At 69.7% G+C, this 16,500-nt stretch carries 14 protein-coding genes; 8 read left to right on the top strand and 6 right to left on the bottom strand.

Features of this window, described 5'->3' with window-relative positions; genetic code table 11:
* Positions 1–39: 39 nt before the first annotated feature.
* Positions 40–660, top strand: coding sequence for a TetR/AcrR family transcriptional regulator (locus tag WMF17_RS34555; protein WP_437597554.1), 621 nt, complete (start codon positions 40–42; stop codon positions 658–660).
* A gap of 56 nt (positions 661–716) precedes the next feature.
* Here the strand turns inward: WMF17_RS34555 and WMF17_RS34550 are convergent, their stop codons facing one another.
* On the bottom strand, positions 717–1,598 hold the full coding sequence (locus WMF17_RS34550) for a hypothetical protein (protein WP_437645239.1): 882 nt from the start codon (positions 1,596–1,598) through the stop codon (positions 717–719).
* A 310-nt stretch (positions 1,599–1,908) separates the two neighbouring features.
* Here WMF17_RS34550 and WMF17_RS34545 point away from each other — a divergent pair, with 310 nt between their 5' ends.
* The 4 genes from WMF17_RS34545 to WMF17_RS34530 all read left to right on the top strand — a co-directional run bounded on the left by WMF17_RS34545 (position 1,909) and on the right by WMF17_RS34530 (position 5,619).
* Positions 1,909–3,156 (top strand): hypothetical protein, encoded by a 1,248-nt coding sequence (locus tag WMF17_RS34545; RefSeq protein WP_437645238.1) that lies wholly within the window; start codon positions 1,909–1,911, stop codon positions 3,154–3,156.
* A gap of 372 nt (positions 3,157–3,528) precedes the next feature.
* Positions 3,529–3,777, top strand: a complete 249-nt coding sequence (locus tag WMF17_RS34540; RefSeq protein WP_437645236.1) for a hypothetical protein — start codon at positions 3,529–3,531, stop codon at positions 3,775–3,777.
* A gap of 49 nt (positions 3,778–3,826) precedes the next feature.
* Positions 3,827–4,834, top strand: coding sequence for a cupin-like domain-containing protein (locus tag WMF17_RS34535; protein ID WP_437597550.1), 1,008 nt, complete (start codon positions 3,827–3,829; stop codon positions 4,832–4,834).
* A 233-nt stretch (positions 4,835–5,067) separates the two neighbouring features.
* Positions 5,068–5,619, top strand: coding sequence for a DUF1993 domain-containing protein (locus WMF17_RS34530; RefSeq protein WP_437597549.1), 552 nt, complete (start codon positions 5,068–5,070; stop codon positions 5,617–5,619).
* A gap of 33 nt (positions 5,620–5,652) precedes the next feature.
* Here WMF17_RS34530 and WMF17_RS34525 read toward each other — a convergent pair whose 3' ends face one another.
* The gene (locus WMF17_RS34525; RefSeq protein ID WP_437597548.1) at positions 5,653–6,537 is read right to left on the bottom strand and encodes a LysR family transcriptional regulator; all 885 of its coding nucleotides are present in this window, start codon (positions 6,535–6,537) and stop codon (positions 5,653–5,655) included.
* A gap of 65 nt (positions 6,538–6,602) precedes the next feature.
* Between WMF17_RS34525 and WMF17_RS34520 the strand changes: the two genes are divergently transcribed.
* A complete protein-coding gene (locus WMF17_RS34520; protein WP_437597547.1) occupies positions 6,603–7,406 on the top strand; it encodes an SDR family NAD(P)-dependent oxidoreductase in 804 nt (267 codons plus the stop codon).
* 103 nt (positions 7,407–7,509) lie between these two features.
* On the opposite strand, the gene WMF17_RS34515 is transcribed toward WMF17_RS34520, so the two are convergent.
* Both WMF17_RS34515 and WMF17_RS34510 read right to left on the bottom strand, forming a co-directional pair.
* Positions 7,510–8,250 carry a hypothetical protein gene (locus tag WMF17_RS34515; protein ID WP_437597546.1) on the bottom strand — a complete coding sequence of 247 codons (741 nt, stop codon included), beginning with the start codon at positions 8,248–8,250 and terminating at the stop codon, positions 7,510–7,512.
* A gap of 85 nt (positions 8,251–8,335) precedes the next feature.
* Complete coding sequence (locus tag WMF17_RS34510; protein WP_437597545.1) at positions 8,336–9,100, bottom strand: zinc-dependent peptidase; 765 nt, start codon at positions 9,098–9,100, stop codon at positions 8,336–8,338.
* Between the two features lie 106 nt (positions 9,101–9,206).
* On the opposite strand from WMF17_RS34510, the gene WMF17_RS34505 reads away from it, so the two are divergent.
* The gene (locus tag WMF17_RS34505) at positions 9,207–9,989 is read left to right on the top strand and encodes a DUF1287 domain-containing protein (RefSeq protein ID WP_437597543.1); all 783 of its coding nucleotides are present in this window, start codon (positions 9,207–9,209) and stop codon (positions 9,987–9,989) included.
* Positions 9,990–10,408: 419 nt separating this feature from the next.
* On the opposite strand, the gene WMF17_RS34500 is transcribed toward WMF17_RS34505, so the two are convergent.
* Together WMF17_RS34500 and WMF17_RS34495 are read right to left on the bottom strand one after the other, a co-directional pair.
* A complete protein-coding gene (locus WMF17_RS34500; protein WP_437597542.1) occupies positions 10,409–14,308 on the bottom strand; it encodes a tetratricopeptide repeat protein in 3,900 nt (1,299 codons plus the stop codon).
* A gap of 551 nt (positions 14,309–14,859) precedes the next feature.
* Positions 14,860–15,504 carry a Crp/Fnr family transcriptional regulator gene (locus WMF17_RS34495; RefSeq protein WP_437645234.1) on the bottom strand — a complete coding sequence of 215 codons (645 nt, stop codon included), beginning with the start codon at positions 15,502–15,504 and terminating at the stop codon, positions 14,860–14,862.
* 53 nt (positions 15,505–15,557) lie between these two features.
* Between WMF17_RS34495 and WMF17_RS34490 the strand changes: the two genes are divergently transcribed.
* On the top strand, positions 15,558–16,370 hold the full coding sequence (locus WMF17_RS34490; RefSeq protein ID WP_437597540.1) for a glycerophosphodiester phosphodiesterase family protein: 813 nt from the start codon (positions 15,558–15,560) through the stop codon (positions 16,368–16,370).
* The last annotated feature ends 130 nt before the right edge of the window (positions 16,371–16,500 follow it).

The following is a 16,500-nucleotide window of genomic DNA, read 5'->3' as shown; positions in this document are numbered from 1 at the left end:
CATTGACAGGTTGACCTCTCGTTGTCAAAATCGTCATCCGTGACCGGAGCGAGCTCCACCGACAGACCCGCCGAGGACGCGCGCCGCCGCAGGCTGATGGACGCGGCGCTGACGGTGTTCCTGCGCTTCGGCCTCCGGAAGGCCTCGATGGACGAGATCGCGCGCGCCGCGGGCGTCTCGCGGCAGGGGCTCTACCTCCACTTCGCCACGAAGGAGGAGCTGTTTCGCGCGTCGGTGGAGCACTTCCTCGGCGCCGCGCTCGCGGCCGCGACGGCCGCGCTCGGCGACGCGGACTTGCCCCTGGAGAGGCGGCTGGTCGGCGCGTTCGACGCGTGGGTCGGCCGGTTCGTCGGCGCGCTCGGTCCCGGCGCCGCCGACCTGTCGGCCGTCTCGGACGAGCTCGTCGGCCCCATGATGGCGCAGCGCGAGGGGCAGTTCATCGAGGCCGTGGCCAGGGCCCTGCGCGCCGCCGGGCTCGTGGCCGTCTACCGGCCTCTGGGGATCACGGGGCGCCAGCTCGCGGCCACGCTGCACGCTTCGGCGCGCGGGCTGAAGCACAGCGCCGGGACGCGCGAGGCCTTCGTCGAGGGCATGACCATCGCCGTGCGCGTGATGTGCTGTTCGCGCGCTCCCGGGGCCAGCGCGCGGCCGGGCGGCTGACGGGGGCGCCGCCGCAGCGCGCGCCCCCGGCCAGCGTCACCCCCGCGGCGCGACCGTCACGGGCCGCAGCCGGCGCGCTCCGCCCCGAGCGCGAGATCGTCGTACCACATCGTCTTGTTCCCGCCGTGGTACTTCTCGAATCCGAACTTGAAGGTCTTGTAGTCGTACGGCCCCCAGTCCGTGACGTGCATCGCGTCGACCTCCTTGTCGTCCACGAACACGCGCACCTCCCTGCCCGGCCCGTCATAGTAGAACTCGAGGCAGTACCAGGTGTTCGCGACGAGCTTCACGCCGCCGGTGCACGAGTACATCCCGCCGTTCGAGAGCTTCTCGGCGTCGTCGGACTTGCGGTTCAGCTCGAGCTGACACTGGTGCTCGCCGATGCGGATGGCCTCGCCATTATCGGGATTGCCGTCGGAGGTCGTCGCCGCGACATAGGTGTTGTGGCCCATCTGGATGTCTGTATCGCTCCTGAGGTAGACCCTGCCCCAGAACGTGGTCGGCACGGGGACGCCGAGCATCTGGCTGAAGCCCGTCCCCGAGACCTTGACCGAGCTCGCACCGCTGTGAGCCGTGCTGTCCAGCTTGACGTAGTCGGCCGCGTTGGGGCGCAGGTACTCGGGGAAGAACTGGAGCTCGGAAGGCAGCGAGCCCCCCTCGAAGTCGGAGCAGAAAATGCTGCACGCATCGGAACCCGCGCTGCCGGTCGACGTGCTGGTGGTTGCGTCGCCGCCGCCGGTCCCCGTCGTGGCGCTGCCGGTGCCGCTTGTGGCGCTGCCGCTTGTGGCGCTGCCGCTTGTGACGCCGCTGGTAGTGACGCCGCCGCTTGTGACGCCGCCGCCGGCCGCGCCGGCGCCGGAGGACGTGCTCCCGGGGCCCGCGGCGTCACCGCCGGCGCCGCCGCTTCCGGAGTCGGATTCGCCGCCGCACGCGGCCACGGACGCAAGCGTAAGCGTAGCAAAGAAGGCAAAGGAACGAGCCGAGAAGGACATACTGGAGATCTCCTCAACAAAGGGCGCAGAATGGCCCAAGCGATGCGTGCGACTCTACCAGTGAACCCCGCGCATGTCAGGCACAACCGGAGGAGTGGACCGCGCCAGCGTCGCTGCGGGCGTGAGGACGAGGCGGCGATGCGCGCGCCCGCGTGGAGACAAGCCCTCTGCGCCGGGCGCGGTCGCGCGGCGCGCTGGATCTCGCGCGCGGGCGTCGGCGATCCCTCCAGGTCGAGCTGATCCGGAGATCGTGTCGGTGCCGCCCGCGTCCCGGCCCTCCTTCGAGCTCACGAGCCGGCGCGTCGCGCGGCGTTACGAGGGCCTGGGCCGCGTCATCGGGGGGCTCGCGCTGCTCCCGATCGCGGGGCCTTTCGTCGTCAGCACGATCGCCGTCGTCCTCGCCCAGGTGCTGGGCGATTCGAGCCTCGATCGATTCGCGCTCACTGCGCTCGTATCGATCCTGCTCGGCGTGCCCATCGCCTTCTGCCTCGCCCTGGTGAGCGCCTTGCTCAGCACCACCGCCTTCGGCCGGAAGCGTCCGGTGCGCGTGGTCGCCGGGGAGGACGGGCTGCGCCTCACCTTCGGCGCCGTGGAGCGCTCGGTCCCGCGCGCCGAGCTCCGCTCGGGCCTTGTCGTGTCCGCGCTGCGCGTCCGGGTCGATCTCCACCTGCGCGGGGGGCGGGTGCTCGAGGTGCAGGTCGCGCGGGAGCGGGAGGGCGCGCGCCTGCTCGCGGCGCTCGGGATCGGCCCCGCGGAGCGGCGCGTCGCCGTCTCGCTGGGCGGCGTCAACCGCGAGCTCGTGGCCGGCTGCGTGGGCATGCCGGTCTTCATGGGCCTCTGGCTCGTCACGCTCGGGGCGATCTCCAGGCCGCTCTTCAGCCACGCCCCGCTGGTCGTGGCGTGGCTGGTCCTCACCCTGGCGTCCACCTGGCTCTTCCGCCGCGCCGCTCGGCGCACCCGGGTCGTGGTGGGCAGCGACGGCGTGCGCGTCGAGCGGCCGTTCGCGAGCGTCTGGCTGCCTTACACAGATCTCACCGCGGTCCAGACGCGCGGCGATCGGCTCCTCCTCTCTCACGGGCGCAGCGAGGCCGCGGTCGTGCTCAGGACGGGGGAAGACCTGACCGAGTCGCTCGCGCAGCGCATCCGTGAGGCGCACGCGTCCGCGGTCGGCAGCGCGGCGCCGCGCGGCGCCGCGGCGCTGGAGCGGCGCGGCCGCGACCTCGCGGCGTGGCGCGACGAGCTCCGCAAGCTGATGGCGGCCGGCGACTACCGCGCCACGACCCTGAACCCCGAGGACGTGCTCCACACCCTCGACGACGCCGACTCCCCGCCGGATCGCCGGATCGGCGCGGCGCTCCTGCTGCGCATCGCCGGCTACCCCGAGGCGCGGGACCGCATCCGCGTCGCCGCCGACGCCACGGCCGACGACGCGCTCCGCACGGCGCTGGAGCACGCCGCCGAGGAGGAGGTCGACGACGCCGCGCTCGCGCGGGCCCTGCGCTGAGCCTGAGCCACGAAGCGTGAGCCACTCTGGGCCACGGGGGACGGGGACCTCGGGTCACACCCACAAACGACACGAAATTCAGGGACTTCAGGCGCCGATGGGATGGCACATGTCGTGCACGATGCAGAAGCGGAGGTGTTCATGTCACGGTTCTTTCTTTCGGACGATGCATCGTTGTTATCGCCGCGGCCCACGCCCCCGCCTCGGACGGCGGCCCTGGTTCGGGGGGTATCCCGCGCTGCCGCTGCGGCTGCTGCAGCCTTCGTGGTTGCCTGTGGTGCGCCCGGCGTCGAGGATGGGAATCAGGGTGATCAGCCCGCCACCGAGCCTCAACCTGACGAGTGCTGTGGCGGCGCGACGGTGATCCCGCCGATGCATCCTCCTCTCGACGACGAGGGCGAGATCATCCCGCCGATGCATCCTCCTCTCGACGATGAGGGCGAGATCATCCCGCCGATGCATCCTCCTCTCGACGACGAGGGCGAGATCATCCCGCCGATGCCGCCGCCGTGCGGCGACGAGGGCGAGATCATCCCGCCGATGCCGCCGCCGATGCCGGACGGGGAGGGGGGCGAGATCATCCCGCCGATGCCGCCGCCGATGCCCCCGCCGTGCGAGTGAGGTGTTCGAGGGGCGCGCCGGTGCATCCGTTGATCTCGTGAGGTGGAAGATGGGCGAACGTGATCGCGAGCTGGAAGTTGCGCCCGAGTGGTGGCGCTGGGCCACGGAGAACCTGCTTCGTGGCGTGCCGGAAGGCGTGGTGTCGGAGCAGCTCCAGGCAGCGGGCGTGACCCGCGCCCAGGCGACGGAGCTGCTCTCGACGATCGTCCGTTCGCCCATCTTCCTCGCTGCCCGGCCCTTTGCCCGGTCGGCGCGGCAGCAGGAGATGCTGGTGCGGCTGAAGCAGAGAATGGCGTCGAACGCCCTCGATCCGACGGGGATCCCACGGCGCTCGGGCGTGTCAGCCGCGGAGCTCCGCGACGTCTATGTCGCCGGGAACATCCCGGTCATCCTGACCGACGTGGTGACGCGCTGGCCCGCCTGTGGCCGGTGGACTCCGGCCTATCTCGCCGAGGCGTTCGGCGACGTCGTTGTCGATATCACGACGGGGCGCCAGAGCGATCCCGACTACGACATGCACGCGGCGCGGCACACGCAGAGCACGTCGCTGCGCGATTTCGTCGCGCGCATCGAGGCCGCGCGCACGGAGACGAACGACTTCTACATGGTCGCCAACAACCGTGTGCTCGAGCGGACGAGGCTGGGCTCGCTGCTGGACGACGTGGTGCTCCCGGACGGGTACTGCGCCGCGCAGCGGCTCCTCGGCAGCTCGGCGCTGTGGCTCGGCCCCGCCGGGACCGTCACGCCGCTGCATTACGACACGTCGAACATCCTCTTCGGGCAGGTGTACGGCAGGAAGCGATACCGCATGATCGCGCCGTTCGAGACGTCGCTGTTCGAAGGCGCGCGCGCGATGTACGCCGACCGGGACCCGGAGCAGGACCCGATGAGCCCGGTGCTCGTGAAGGACGCCGTGCTCGCGCCGGGCGAGGCGCTCTTCATCCCGGTCGGCTGGTGGCACCATGTCCGCGCGCTGGATGTCAGCATCAGCGTGGGGATCAACAGCTTTCCGTTCCACAACAACTTCGACTGGTACCGGCCGGGCAGCGTCGTGTAGCTCCCGATGCGGAGCACCGCGCTTCAGGCGGCCCTGACCGGCGCGCGGGGCAGGGCTGGGCACCGGGCGAGGGGGTGGCGAGCGGGTCTTCGACGTCCTACCCGCCCCTCAGCAGCTTTGCGCACGCGTTTTCGGGCGGCGGGCTCGCGGCGGGCACGGTTGTGAGGTAGTCATCGCCGCTCAGGGCGGCTCGCTCGCAGGAGCGAAGGCGCCCCTCACTCCCGGAGGGTCTCATGAGGGTTCCGATGCACGCGATGGCGGTCGACTCGTTGGTGATGATGCTGCGCAACCTGCTCGGCATCCTGGACAAGGGGGAGGCGCACGCGCGCGCGAAGGGCTTTGACCCTGCCGTGCTCGTGAACGGACGCCTCGCGCCGGACATGTTCCCGCTCTTCAAGCAGGTGCAATTCGTCTGCCACGGCGCCGAGGACTGCGCGGCGCGCCTGATGGGCAAGGAGGCGCCGCGTCTGGACGCTGGCGAGGAGACGCTGGAGGCGCTGAAGGAGCGGATCACCAGGACGATCGCTCGCCTCGAGGCGGCGCCGGCGGCCGCGTTCGAGGGCGCGGAGGACCGGGAGATCTCCGTCCCGCTGCGCGACGACCTGGTGCTGGAGCTCAAGGGATTTGCCTACCTGAAGGACTGGGCAATCCCGCAATTCTATTTTCACCTGGTCACGGCGTACGACATCCTTCGCCACAACGGGGTCGATCTCGGCAAGGCGGACTACGTGGCCGGTCTCGGCAACGCGATCCGCAAGAGAGGCGGCGGAGGGGCGCAGGAGTAGCCGCGCCTCTCACTCGGGCGTGCCCACGGCGGGCTAGCGAAGCGCGTCGCGCACCGCCGCGTCAAGCGTGTCGAGCACGAGGCGCACGCGCGGCACCTTCCGCAGCTCTCGATGGTAGGCGATGTAGATGGGCAGCGACGGCAGCTCCGCGTCGACCTCGATCCGCACGAGCCCCATCGAGCGCACCGCGGTCTCGGACATGAGCGCGATCCCCTGGCCCTGCAGCGCCGCTTCGAGGAGCGCGTGGTGCGAGTTCGACCGCAGGACGAAGCGCTTCGCCCCGTGAGCCGCGAGCCACGTCATCTTCGTCGTCGGCCCCATCATCCCTTCGTAACCGACGAAATCGTGGCGCTCGAACTCCGCCGTCCTCAGCCGCCCGCCCCGCAGCCTCCGCTCGACGTAGCTCGGCGCGGCGTAGAGCCCGAACGAAGCCCGTCCGACCGCGCGATGGACGACCACGGGAGACGACGATTTGCTCGAGCGCATCGCGATGTCCGCCTCGCGCCGCGCGAGGTCGACGAGCCGCGTCTCGGAGAGGATCTCGAGCTGCAGCGCCGGAACCAGCCGCCGGAGCTCGCAGAGGAGCTGCGTGACGGGCCGCACGATCTCATCGCTCAGCGACACACGCACGGTCCCGGAGAGCGCCTCCTCCCCTTTGTCACGGCGGATCGCGTGTATCCCGCTCTCCATTTGCTCGGCGAGCGCCACGAGATCGAGCGCGTCGGGCTCGACCGACGTCCCCCCGTTGCCCCGGCGCACCAGCGGCCGTCCGAGCGCCGCTTCCAGCGCGTCGATGCGCCGCGCCGCCGTGGAGGTCGAGACCCCGAGCGCCCTGCCCGCGGCGAGGAAGCTGCGATGGCGGTGCAGCGCGAGGAGCACGCGGAGATCGTCCCAGAGCGGAGGGCCGGCGTTTTGCATCCGTGGAAATCGGATTACCACTGATGTCCGTTGTCGACAAGCGCGCTGGAGGCCATCTTCCAGGCATGAATGCTTTTGATTTCACGGGCAAGACGGTGCTCATCACGGGCGCCTCGATGGGCATCGGCGAGGCGTTCGCCCGCGAGCTGTCGCGGCGCGGGGCGACCCTGGTCCTCGTCGCTCGCGGCGAAGAGAAGCTCGCCGCGCTGGCCTCGGAGCTCGGCAAGGCGCATGTCATCGCCGCGGATCTCACCGCTCCGGGCGCCGCGCAGCGCGTCTTCGACGCCGTCAGGGCCAAGGGGCTCGACGTCGATGTCCTCGTCAACAACGCCGGCTTCGGCGTCCACGGCGCCTTCGACGGCCTCGCCCTGGCGACGCAACGCGAGCAGATCGATCTCAACGTCGGCGCGCTCGTCGAGCTCACGCATCTCTTCATGCCCATGGTCGAGCGGCGTCAGGGGGGCGTCATCCAGGTGGCGTCGATGGCGGCCTTCCAGCCGATCCCGTACTTCGCGGTCTACGCGGCGACGAAGGCGTTCGTCCTCTCCTTCAGCGAGGCGCTCTGGGCCGAGTACCGCCCGCGCGGCGTGCGCGTCCTCGCCTTGTGCCCTGGCGCGACCGAGACGCCGTTCTTCCAGCGCTCGGGCGAGGTCCCGGGGACCAGCAAGAGGGCGCGGCCCGAGGACGTTGTGCGCCTCGGCCTCGCGGCCTTCGTGGCCGGCCGCGCCTCGGTCCTCCACGGCGCAGGGAACAACTTCTCCACGTTTCTCCTTCGCTTCTTCAGCCGCGAGTTCACCGTGAAGACGTTGGCCCGCCTGCTGAAGCCGCAGGCGCCCGACCTCCCCGGCGCAGCTCGTCGCGCGGCGTGACCTCGAGGTTCCCCCGGCGCCCCGGTCGCGCGGCTGGGCGGTCCAGGTGCGCTGTCGGCGTCGATGCGTGTTCCGCTGACGCGCGGCGCCGGGCGGCAGGGCCTCAGTCGACGCTGACGGTGGTCACGGCGGTCCAGTCGTTGCGGCCGCCTTCGGAGACGAAGTGGAAGCGGAGCGCGTCCTCGTGGCGCGCCGTCGAGACGACGGCCGCGCAGGCGCCGACGAAGTCGTCGGCGCGGCACGTGTCGCGGAGATCTCCGCGGTCGTCGAGCACGCCGACGCGGACGGGCGCCGCGTGGTCGCGCAGGTACGGCGCGGCGATGAGCTCGGCCAGGGTCGACGGGGAAGGGACGGGGGCGTCGAGGTCCCAGAGGCGAAGGTGCTTTGCGTCGGCGAGGTGGGCATAGAGCCGCTCGACCTCCTTGCCTGTGTCCTCCTCGACGGCGAGGGCGAGGAGGAGGACACGGTCGTCCTCGCGGGCGCGAGCGCGGGCCTTGAACGAGATGGGAGCGCGGAGGGTGAGCACGACGGGGAAGCGGCCCTGCGGCGCGCTGAAACGGACGAGGGTGCGGCCGAGCGGGCGAGGGGCCGTGAGGCGGGCCGGGGCGCCCGGGTCAGGGGGGAAGAGGAGGTATGCGGCGACGAGGAGGACAGGCTCGGGCGCGCCGCGGAGGAGGCCGTCGTGGCCGGAGGCGAGCTCGAGGGCGGTGAGGTTGAGGCGAAGGCGGAAGGAGCGCACGCGCTTCGCGGGCGGCGCGGCGGAGGCAGGCGACGCGGGGGACGCCGGGGCAGGCGCGGGGGGCGCGTTGCGCTTGCGGGACTTGGATTTGCGCTTTCGAGCCATCGAGGGGGCAGGGAGATACCACGACGGGCGGCGCACGGGCGCTCGGCGCGCGCGCGGGGTGGTGAAGGCGGCGGCGCTCGGCGCGCTATCGTCCGGCCGGGTCCTGCCGATAGAACGCCTTCAGCTGATCGTAGAGCTCCGGGTGCTTCGCCCTGAGCTTGCGTGGCTTCTCGAAGAAGGCCTCTGTGACGACGGCGAAGAACTCGGCCGGGTTCGTCGCGCCGTACGGGTCGATGACCGTGCGCTTGAGGCTCGCCTCGTCGCGGAGGAGGCGCTCGTACTCGCGGCCGAGGATGCGCGCCCACGCGGCGTACATCGAGCGCTCGGGCAGCTCGGGCGCGCCGTCGGCGGGGCCTTCCTCCTGGTCGAGCTGGTGCGCGAACTCGTGGAGCACGAGGTTGTGACCGTCGCTCACGTCCGCCGCGCCCGCGAGGACGCCGTCCCACGCGAGCACGACCGCGCCGCGCGACCACGACTCCCCGAGCCGCGCGCGGCCGCCCTCGACGACGACGCCCCCGTCCCGCACCTCCCGGCCGCGGGCCACGTAGGTGCTCGGGTAGACGAGGATGACCTCGAGCTCGGGGTAGTAGTCGGTCTCGCGGTGCAGGAGGAGGAGGCACGCCTGCGCTGCCACCGTGACCCGGATCTCGTCGGTGATCTCCAGGCCGCCGCACCCCTCGAACGGCTTCTCGGCCAGGAAGACCTGGATATGCCCGAGGAGCTCCTCCTGGTCCTCGGCCGGGAGGCGGCCGAAGCAGGGCACGTTCCGGTCGAGGATCGCGCGCCACGCAGGCGGAAAGGGCGCGCGGCGGACGGCGGCGCGCCGCCGCCTCCTGAGAAAGGCCAGCATCGACGCCCATCCTACCCGCTCGCGCGGCCCTGCCGGAAGACGGCAGCGGGGGGCCGCGTCGCGCGCTGCCATGTCACAGATCGTCCTCCTCGGCCGAGGAGGGGTCATGAGCTCACGCTTCTGGGCATTCGTCGCCGCCGTCCCCCTCCTGGCCTGTAGCTCGCCAGAGCTCGCTCCCCGCGAGATCCGCGTCGCGCCGGCCCCTGCGCCTGCGCCCGTGCCGACCCCCGTGCCCGCGGCGAAGTCCGCGCCCGGCCCGACCTCCGCGCCTGCGTCTGCTCCAGCGCCCCTCGCCGGGCCCGCCCCCGCCGCGGCGTCCTCCAACGCCATCGTTGCCCGCGCGCGCCTCGAGGTCGCCCGCGGCGTCACCTACGATCCCGCCTGGGTCGCCATCGGCTACCCGGGCGGCGATCCGGCCCCCGATCGCGGCGTCTGCACCGATGTCGTCATCCGCGCCGTCCGCGCCACGGGCGTCGATCTCCAGAAGATGATCCACGAGGACGTCCTCGCGCGCCGCGCCGCCTACACGACCGTCGAGCGCCCCGATCGCAACATCGATCATCGCCGCGTCGGGCCGATGCTCACCTACCTGCGCGCCCACGCCACGCCGCTCCCGAGGACGTTCGACGAGGCCGCGGTGAGCACATGGAAGCCTGGCGATATCGTGGTCTGGGCCCTCAAGCGGTGCCCTGCGTGCGCGCCGGATCACGTCGGCATCGTCAGCGATCGCAAGGGCCCGCGCGGCCTCCCGCTCGTCCTCCACAACATCGGCCCGAGGCCGAGCGAGGACGACGCGCTCGACGCCTGGACCGTGCTCGGCCACTTCAGGGTTCAGCCGGCGGCGGCGCCGGAGGGGGCCGAGGAAGCTCGAAGCGGCTCCGGCCCGTGAGGGGCGACACGACGTGACCCAAGATGCGCTTCCGAGAGGCTGCCGACCTGGATCTGTACTTCATTCAGAAAATAGAGTGAAGTTGAGACAAAATCAGCTTGTGTACGCCCACGGCAGTAGCAAGCGCGCTCGATGTCGCACCCGGCGCACTCCTCCGTCGTGCAACTCTTGATCAAACCAAGCGCGGCCGGCCGCGCAAGGCGCACACGCAATAGCGAACAGGAGGCACCGCCGAGCAGCTACGAGCGGCGCTCCTGGACGCGCTGTCGAGGCTGCCGCCGGAGGCCGCATCCTGGCGGCGCACGATCTCGATGACGAACCGATGGCGGTCCTGGTGGAGCGGTCAGCCGTGCCGCTCTCGACGCTCCACTGAACCTGATCGGAGCGAGAAGTCACGCTCCGCCGGGGGGCGTCGAGAGTCACTTCGGGGACTTGCTCTGAAACAACTCGATGCGCTTAAGCAACTCGGGTGAGGCCGGCTGGTCAAGCATCTCCAGGAGTTGGCTCAACTTGTGAAGAATGCTGGAGGTGACACCCCCAAAGGCAGGAGGCAAGGCGAGAAAGAAGGGCCAGATCACGTCGAGTGCTTCCTGGACGGACGATAACGCCGCTTCGTGCTGCTCCAGCTCGCTCTGCAGCCCGCCGAGGTTGTCGAGGCTTATGGCAACGTTCGGCAGGAACGCATCGGGCCGCTGCTCGGTCAACTTGCGGCGAATATCGACGGCTTCATGGATCGAAGCGAGCGCTGCTCCCCGCTGTCCCAGTTCACTCTGCGTGATGCCCAAGTTGTTGAGGCTCATGGCGAGGTCGGGCAGGAACGCATCGGGCTGCTGCTCGGCCAGCCTCCGGTGGATGGCGACAGCCTCCTGGGTGGAAGCGAGCGCCGCTTCGCACTGCCCCACCGCGCTCTGCCGATTGCCCAAGTTGGTGAGGCCCATGGCGAGGTCAGGCATGAACGCGTCGGGCCGCTGCTCGGCCAACTCCCGGTGGATGACGACAGCCTCCTGGATGGAGTATAGCGCCGCTTTGCGCTGCCCCATCGCGCTCTGCCTCACGCTCAAACTGCTCAGGCTACCGGCGAGGTCAGGCATGAACGCATCGGGGTGATGCTTGACCAACCTGCGTCTGATATTGACGGATTCTTGGGTGGAAGCAAGCGCCGCTTCCTGCTGTCCCAACTCGCACTGCTGATTTCCAAGGTTGTTGAGGCTCATGGCGAGATCAGGCATGAACGCATCGGGCCGCTGCTCGGTCAACTTGCGGCGAATATCGACGGCTTCATGGATCGAAGCGAGCGCTGCTCCCCGCTGTCCCAGTTCACTCTGCGTGATGCCCAAGTTGTTGAGGCTCATGGCGAGGTCGGGCAGGAACGCATCGGGCTGCTGCTCGGCCAGCGTCCGGCAGATGGCGACAGCCTCTTGAGTGAGGGCGAGCGCCGCTTCTCGCCGTCCTACCTCGCGCTGAAATATGCCGAGATTGCTAAGGCTACCGGCGAGGTCGGGCAGGAAGGCATCGGGCCGCTGCTTGGCCAGCCTGCGGCGGATGTCGACGGCCTCTTGGGTGGAAGCGAGCGCCGCTTCCGGCTGCCCTAAATCGCTCTGCCTACCGCCCAGGTTATTAAGACTAGCGGCTAAGTCGGGCAGAAAGGCATCGGGCAGTTGTATGGCCAGCCTGCGGCGGATGCCGACGGCCTCTTGGGTGGAAGCGAGCGCCGCTTCGCGCTGCCCTAGTTCGCTCTGCCGATTTCCTAGATTGTTAAGGCTAATGGCTAGGACGGGCAGGAAGGCATCGGGCCGCTGCTCCACTAGCGTGCGATAGTGCGCGACAGCCGCTAGGGTGGAGGTGAGCGCCGCTTCCCGCTGTCCAAGCGCGCTCAGCCTCTCACCCAGATTGTTCAGCAAGCGTGCTCGCTCGGCCAATATGTCCAGATCAGATCCTTCCGGCGGGTACTCCAATAACTTGTTTTCAGCCCACAGCACCACCTCGCGGAGGGACACCGTGCGCTCTGGCAGTCCTGCCTTCTGCATTTGCGCTGCGAGCTCGACCGTCCCCTCCCGCTCGAGCGCCCTCGCGAGCACTGTCCCGAGCCGCGCATGCGCTGTGCGCTCCCCGATCGCCTTGGCTGCCGCGAAAGCTGGCAATGACCGGCTCGCCACGTCGCGCCCTAGCAAGTGCGCGAGCCACGGATCCGCGTCTTCAGGGTGATTCTCCGACAAGAGACCAAGCACGGAGAATGCAGTCCGGAGCGCGTCCTCGTTAACGCGATCGAACACGCGGTCGAGGTATGTGCTCGCGTTGCCGTCCTCCAGCGAGAGGGTCCGGTGGACCATGGCCTCGCCCAGCAGGTCAGGCTCAAGCCCGCCTAGGTAGACTCTTCCGCCGGAGGCGTCGCGTTGCCCAGGGTAGAGGGCGTGCAGGAACAGGACATACCGGTTGATGATCCTCTCGTCGCGCTCCCCCATTGTCCGGCCCACCAGCATCGCCGCCGCGTCGCGGCTCGACGTTCCGCCGCGTAACGTAAGCGCGGCCACGGCGCGTCGCATCCGCTCGGTGAACCGCTGCGCGTCGAAGAACTCACCGTGCGGGAAGCGTGAACTCCAGAAGCGCTGCTCATGATCGAGCATGCTGCCTATCAATGTATCGGGGGTGAACTGCCATCCCTCCACTGTTGCGAGCGCTGCCATGTGCACGTAGAGCACCCGATCGTAGCGCCGGTCGTCGAGCGACGGCGTCGCTAGTGGAACGGGTTTCCCCAAGATGCGCGCGAACCTCACGGCCGCCTCCTGGAAGGCCACCGCACGCGCGTGACCCTTGGCAACCACGGGTAACAGCTCTCGCGGTGCATGATCGCCGAGCAGCGTTCCCACCTGGGCATCAGAACCCTGCAGGAACGTCCACCAGTCGCCGCTGTTGCGCGCGAGGAGCACCAAGCGCAGCCGACCCCAACCCTTTCCGGCACGCAGATGCGCCGCAGGTGCGAGGAGGTCGCGCAGGTCCGGGCGGCTCTCGGCATAGTCGATGACCGCGAGCGTGGGACGTTCGGTGGCTATGAGCGCTTCAAGCTGCCCCCTGTCAACATCTCCTGGAACGAAGCCCGCTCGCCACCCCTCGCGTCGCAGCCGAGCGCACGCCTCGATGAAGAGCCTTGTCTTGCCCATGCCGCCGGGGCCGTAGAAAAGGCGTGCACGCACGGAGGCCGGATTATCGCACCAGGAATGGATCTCCTGGAGCAGTTCAGTGCGGCCGAAGAAGGGCACGACCTCGTGGCGAGCGTTTAGCAGCGCGGCGGGGCTCGCCTCTTCGGGCGGCTCCGACGTACCCGGGACCAGGAGGTTATCAAGAGGTTCTTTCGCGGCGTGTGGTGGAAGGTTCTCGCGGAGAAACGCGATCAGGCACTCGGCTGAAGCACGGGCGGCAAACGTCTTCATATTGTCACTCTTGAAGACGTCAGCGTGGTCCATCACACCCTTCATGACGATGGCGAAAGGCAGTTGCTTGAGGTATGCGAGCGCGAGGATAGCGGATGTCTCCATTTCCAGACCGATGACCTTGCGCATGGCCGATTCGGTCACGAGTCGCTCGAAGATCGTCGGATCCTCCACCACGGGGGCACCTGATGCGACCGGGCCGACCACAACCTTGAAGGGGCCGGCATCGCGCAGCCCGTCGGGTTGAAGGGTCATCAGGCGCCGGATGTGCTTCTGCCCCGCCTCGGTAAGCGTCAGCTCCCCATCGGCGAGCCACTTTAGCTTCCAGAGTTGCTTCACGACCGACTCGTAATTGGGGCACTTTGTCTTCCGGTCATGATGCAAGATGGGGTTCTCGCCCCGGGCGAGCCGTTCGAGGAGCCAGTTACCCTGGTCCTCGTAGCTAGTCGGCCGTGCGAGCCAGGGCGCTCCAGGATCAGGTATGAAGCGCTCTGCCCGGTGCTTCCACTCGGGCGGATGAATTCGATAGAGGTCCATGTCTCCAAGGAAGCGCTCGATGCGATTTCCATGATCATCGATCACGACCTTGCGTTTCCCCTCATCGTAAGGCCACGTCCTATCGGCAATGATCACGTCGCCGAGTGCGACGTCGTCACGGCGACCGGCGCAGACTCCGCACATGGCGAGGCAACGAATTGTGGGGTGTCGTTCGAGCAGCGGGGCTGCTGCCATCACTGCTTGCTCCCTGCCCATGCCGAAGGCCCGCGTCACTGCGATCTGAAGGACGCCACTCTCCACCCCGAAGCTGCGCACGAAGAGCTCGAGACCCGTCGAAGTCTCGCGCTCCTCCCACGCGCTGCCCGCGACAGCACCGGTGTCGACGTCCCGCACCGCATCGCATTCTTCCCTTACAGCTGTTACGATTAGTGCGTCAATGTGCTCGCCGTTCGCAGTTCCACCACGCATGGAGATCATTCTGCGACGCTTGGCCACGCTCGGTCAACGAGGCGTTTGCCGAATGTGATATTCCGTGCCGCCCGACCCGGGTTGCGCGTGCAAGCTTCGCTCGCCCGGTCGGCCCCGCCGCCCGGTCGCGGCTTCTCCTCCGCTCAGTCCCACCCGATCGCAACCGTCGTCACCTTCAGCCCCGAGAGCACCTCGTCCCCTGACAGCGCGGCGAGCACCCCGTCGTCGTCCGATGGCACGAACAGCGCCAGTGTCGCCGTCGTGAGCCCCTGCTGCTGCGCGTAGCGCGCCGCCTGTGTCCCGTGTCCCCTGCGGCCCTCATCGTGTCCCCTGCGGCCCTTATCGTGTCCCTGCGATTCGTTTCCGTGTCCCTGGCGGCGAGCGCGCAGCGACTCCAGGTCGGGTGGCCACGCAGGCGGCCGGTTTCGCCGCCCGCCGCGGAACGACAACGGTAGCCCAGGGCGGGTCGCCCGGGATCACGTCACGCGCTTCGGCGCCGCGCGCCGCGCGCGGATGCGGCTCAGGGAGACGGGCGTGATGCCCAGGTACGACGCGATCTGGTACTGTGGGACGCGTTCGACGAGCGCGGAATTGCGGGCGAGCAGCGCTTCGTAGCGCTGCTCGGCGCTGAGCGTGAGCAGCTCCGCGGCGCGCTGCTCGCGCTCGACGAAGAGGGCCTCGGCGACGCGCCGCCCCAGCGTGTTCCAGCTCGGATGCCGGTCGTACATGCGTTCGAAGGCCTCGAAGTCGGCGACGAGCACGCTCGAGTCCTCGAGCGCCTGCACGCTGAGCTGCGACGCGCAGCGGCCGAGCAAGGCGGCATACGCGCCCACGAGCTCGCCGGCCGCGGCGAAGCCGCGCGTCACGTCGCGCCCCCGCGAGGTGACGTAAAACTTTCGAATCAGGCCGCTCCGCACCAGGCCGAACTCGCGCGGCCGCTCCCCGGCGCGGGTCATGAACTCGCCGCGCTCGAAGCGCACCAGCCGAGTCAGGCCGAGAAAATGGCGGATCTCCTCTTCGGGGATGCGTGCGTAGCCAGCCAGAAACTCGCGGACCGCAGCGAAGGAGCCCTGCACGGGCGACGTAGCTATCAGCGCAGGGCCAGCCCGACAAGCGCGCACGATCTTATCCGAAGTGAATGCGCGCCCCAGGCGATGGGCCTTACGGTGCGCGCATGTCGAGCCACCGCCACCCGCTGCTCTCGGATGGATTTCGGATCATCGCGTACCGCGGTGGCGCCGCCGAGCGGCCCGAGAACACGCTCGAGGCGTTCCAGCATGCCGCGTCGCTCCCGGGCGACGTCGTGATCGAGCTCGATGTCCGGCGGACGGCGGACGGCGTGCTCGTCGCGCACCACGACGAAGATACCTGGCGCACGACGGGCGCGCGCGGGCGCGTCGCCGAGCTGCCGTATCCCGCGCTCGCCCGGCTCGACGCGGGTTTCGCGTTCGAAGCGCGGGGGCAGCATCCGCACCGCGAGCGCGGCGTACGCATCCCCACGGTCGACGACGTGCTGGCCAGCTTCCCGCGGCACCGGTTCGTGCTCGACATCCACGCGACGCAGCCGCGGATTGCGGCGGACGTGGCGGCGCTCGTGGCGCGCCACGACGCGGCGTCGCGCGTGGTGATCGCGAGCGAGACGCCGCGCGTGGTGGACGCGATCCGGAGCGCGCAGCCAGGCTGGTTGTTCGCCGGCACGTCGCGCGAGGTGCTGCTGCGCGTCTTGCTGGAGCGCGTGCGACTCGACGCGCTGGCGCCGTGCACCGGCGGCGTCTTGATGATCCCGGAGTTCCATGGCGCACGGCCGGTGCTGAGCCGGCGCGGGCTGCGGCGGGCGCACGCGCGCGGAGAGCGGGTGTGGGTCTGGGTGGTGGAGCACGTCGAGGACCTGGCGCGCCTGCGCGACCTCGGGGTGGACGGCGTCTTCACGCCGTGCCCCGCGGCGTTCGTCGCGGCGCAGGCTGCGGACGCGGATCGGCCGCGCTGAGCGCGCGCCGCAGTGCGTCCAGTCGCGTATCTACCCGGTGCTACGCACCAGGCCACCCCACCCCACCCCAACCTGGGTCGGGTCGGGTCACCCCCGCCGAGGGCTTCGACGCGGGCGTGCGGCTCGCGGA

Source organism: Sorangium sp. So ce362, assembly GCF_051519845.1.
Classification (GTDB): Bacteria; Myxococcota_A; Polyangia; order Polyangiales; family Polyangiaceae; genus Sorangium.
The sequence above is the reverse complement of the archived record's forward strand: the minus strand, read 5'-3'. Positions and strand labels throughout refer to the sequence as shown.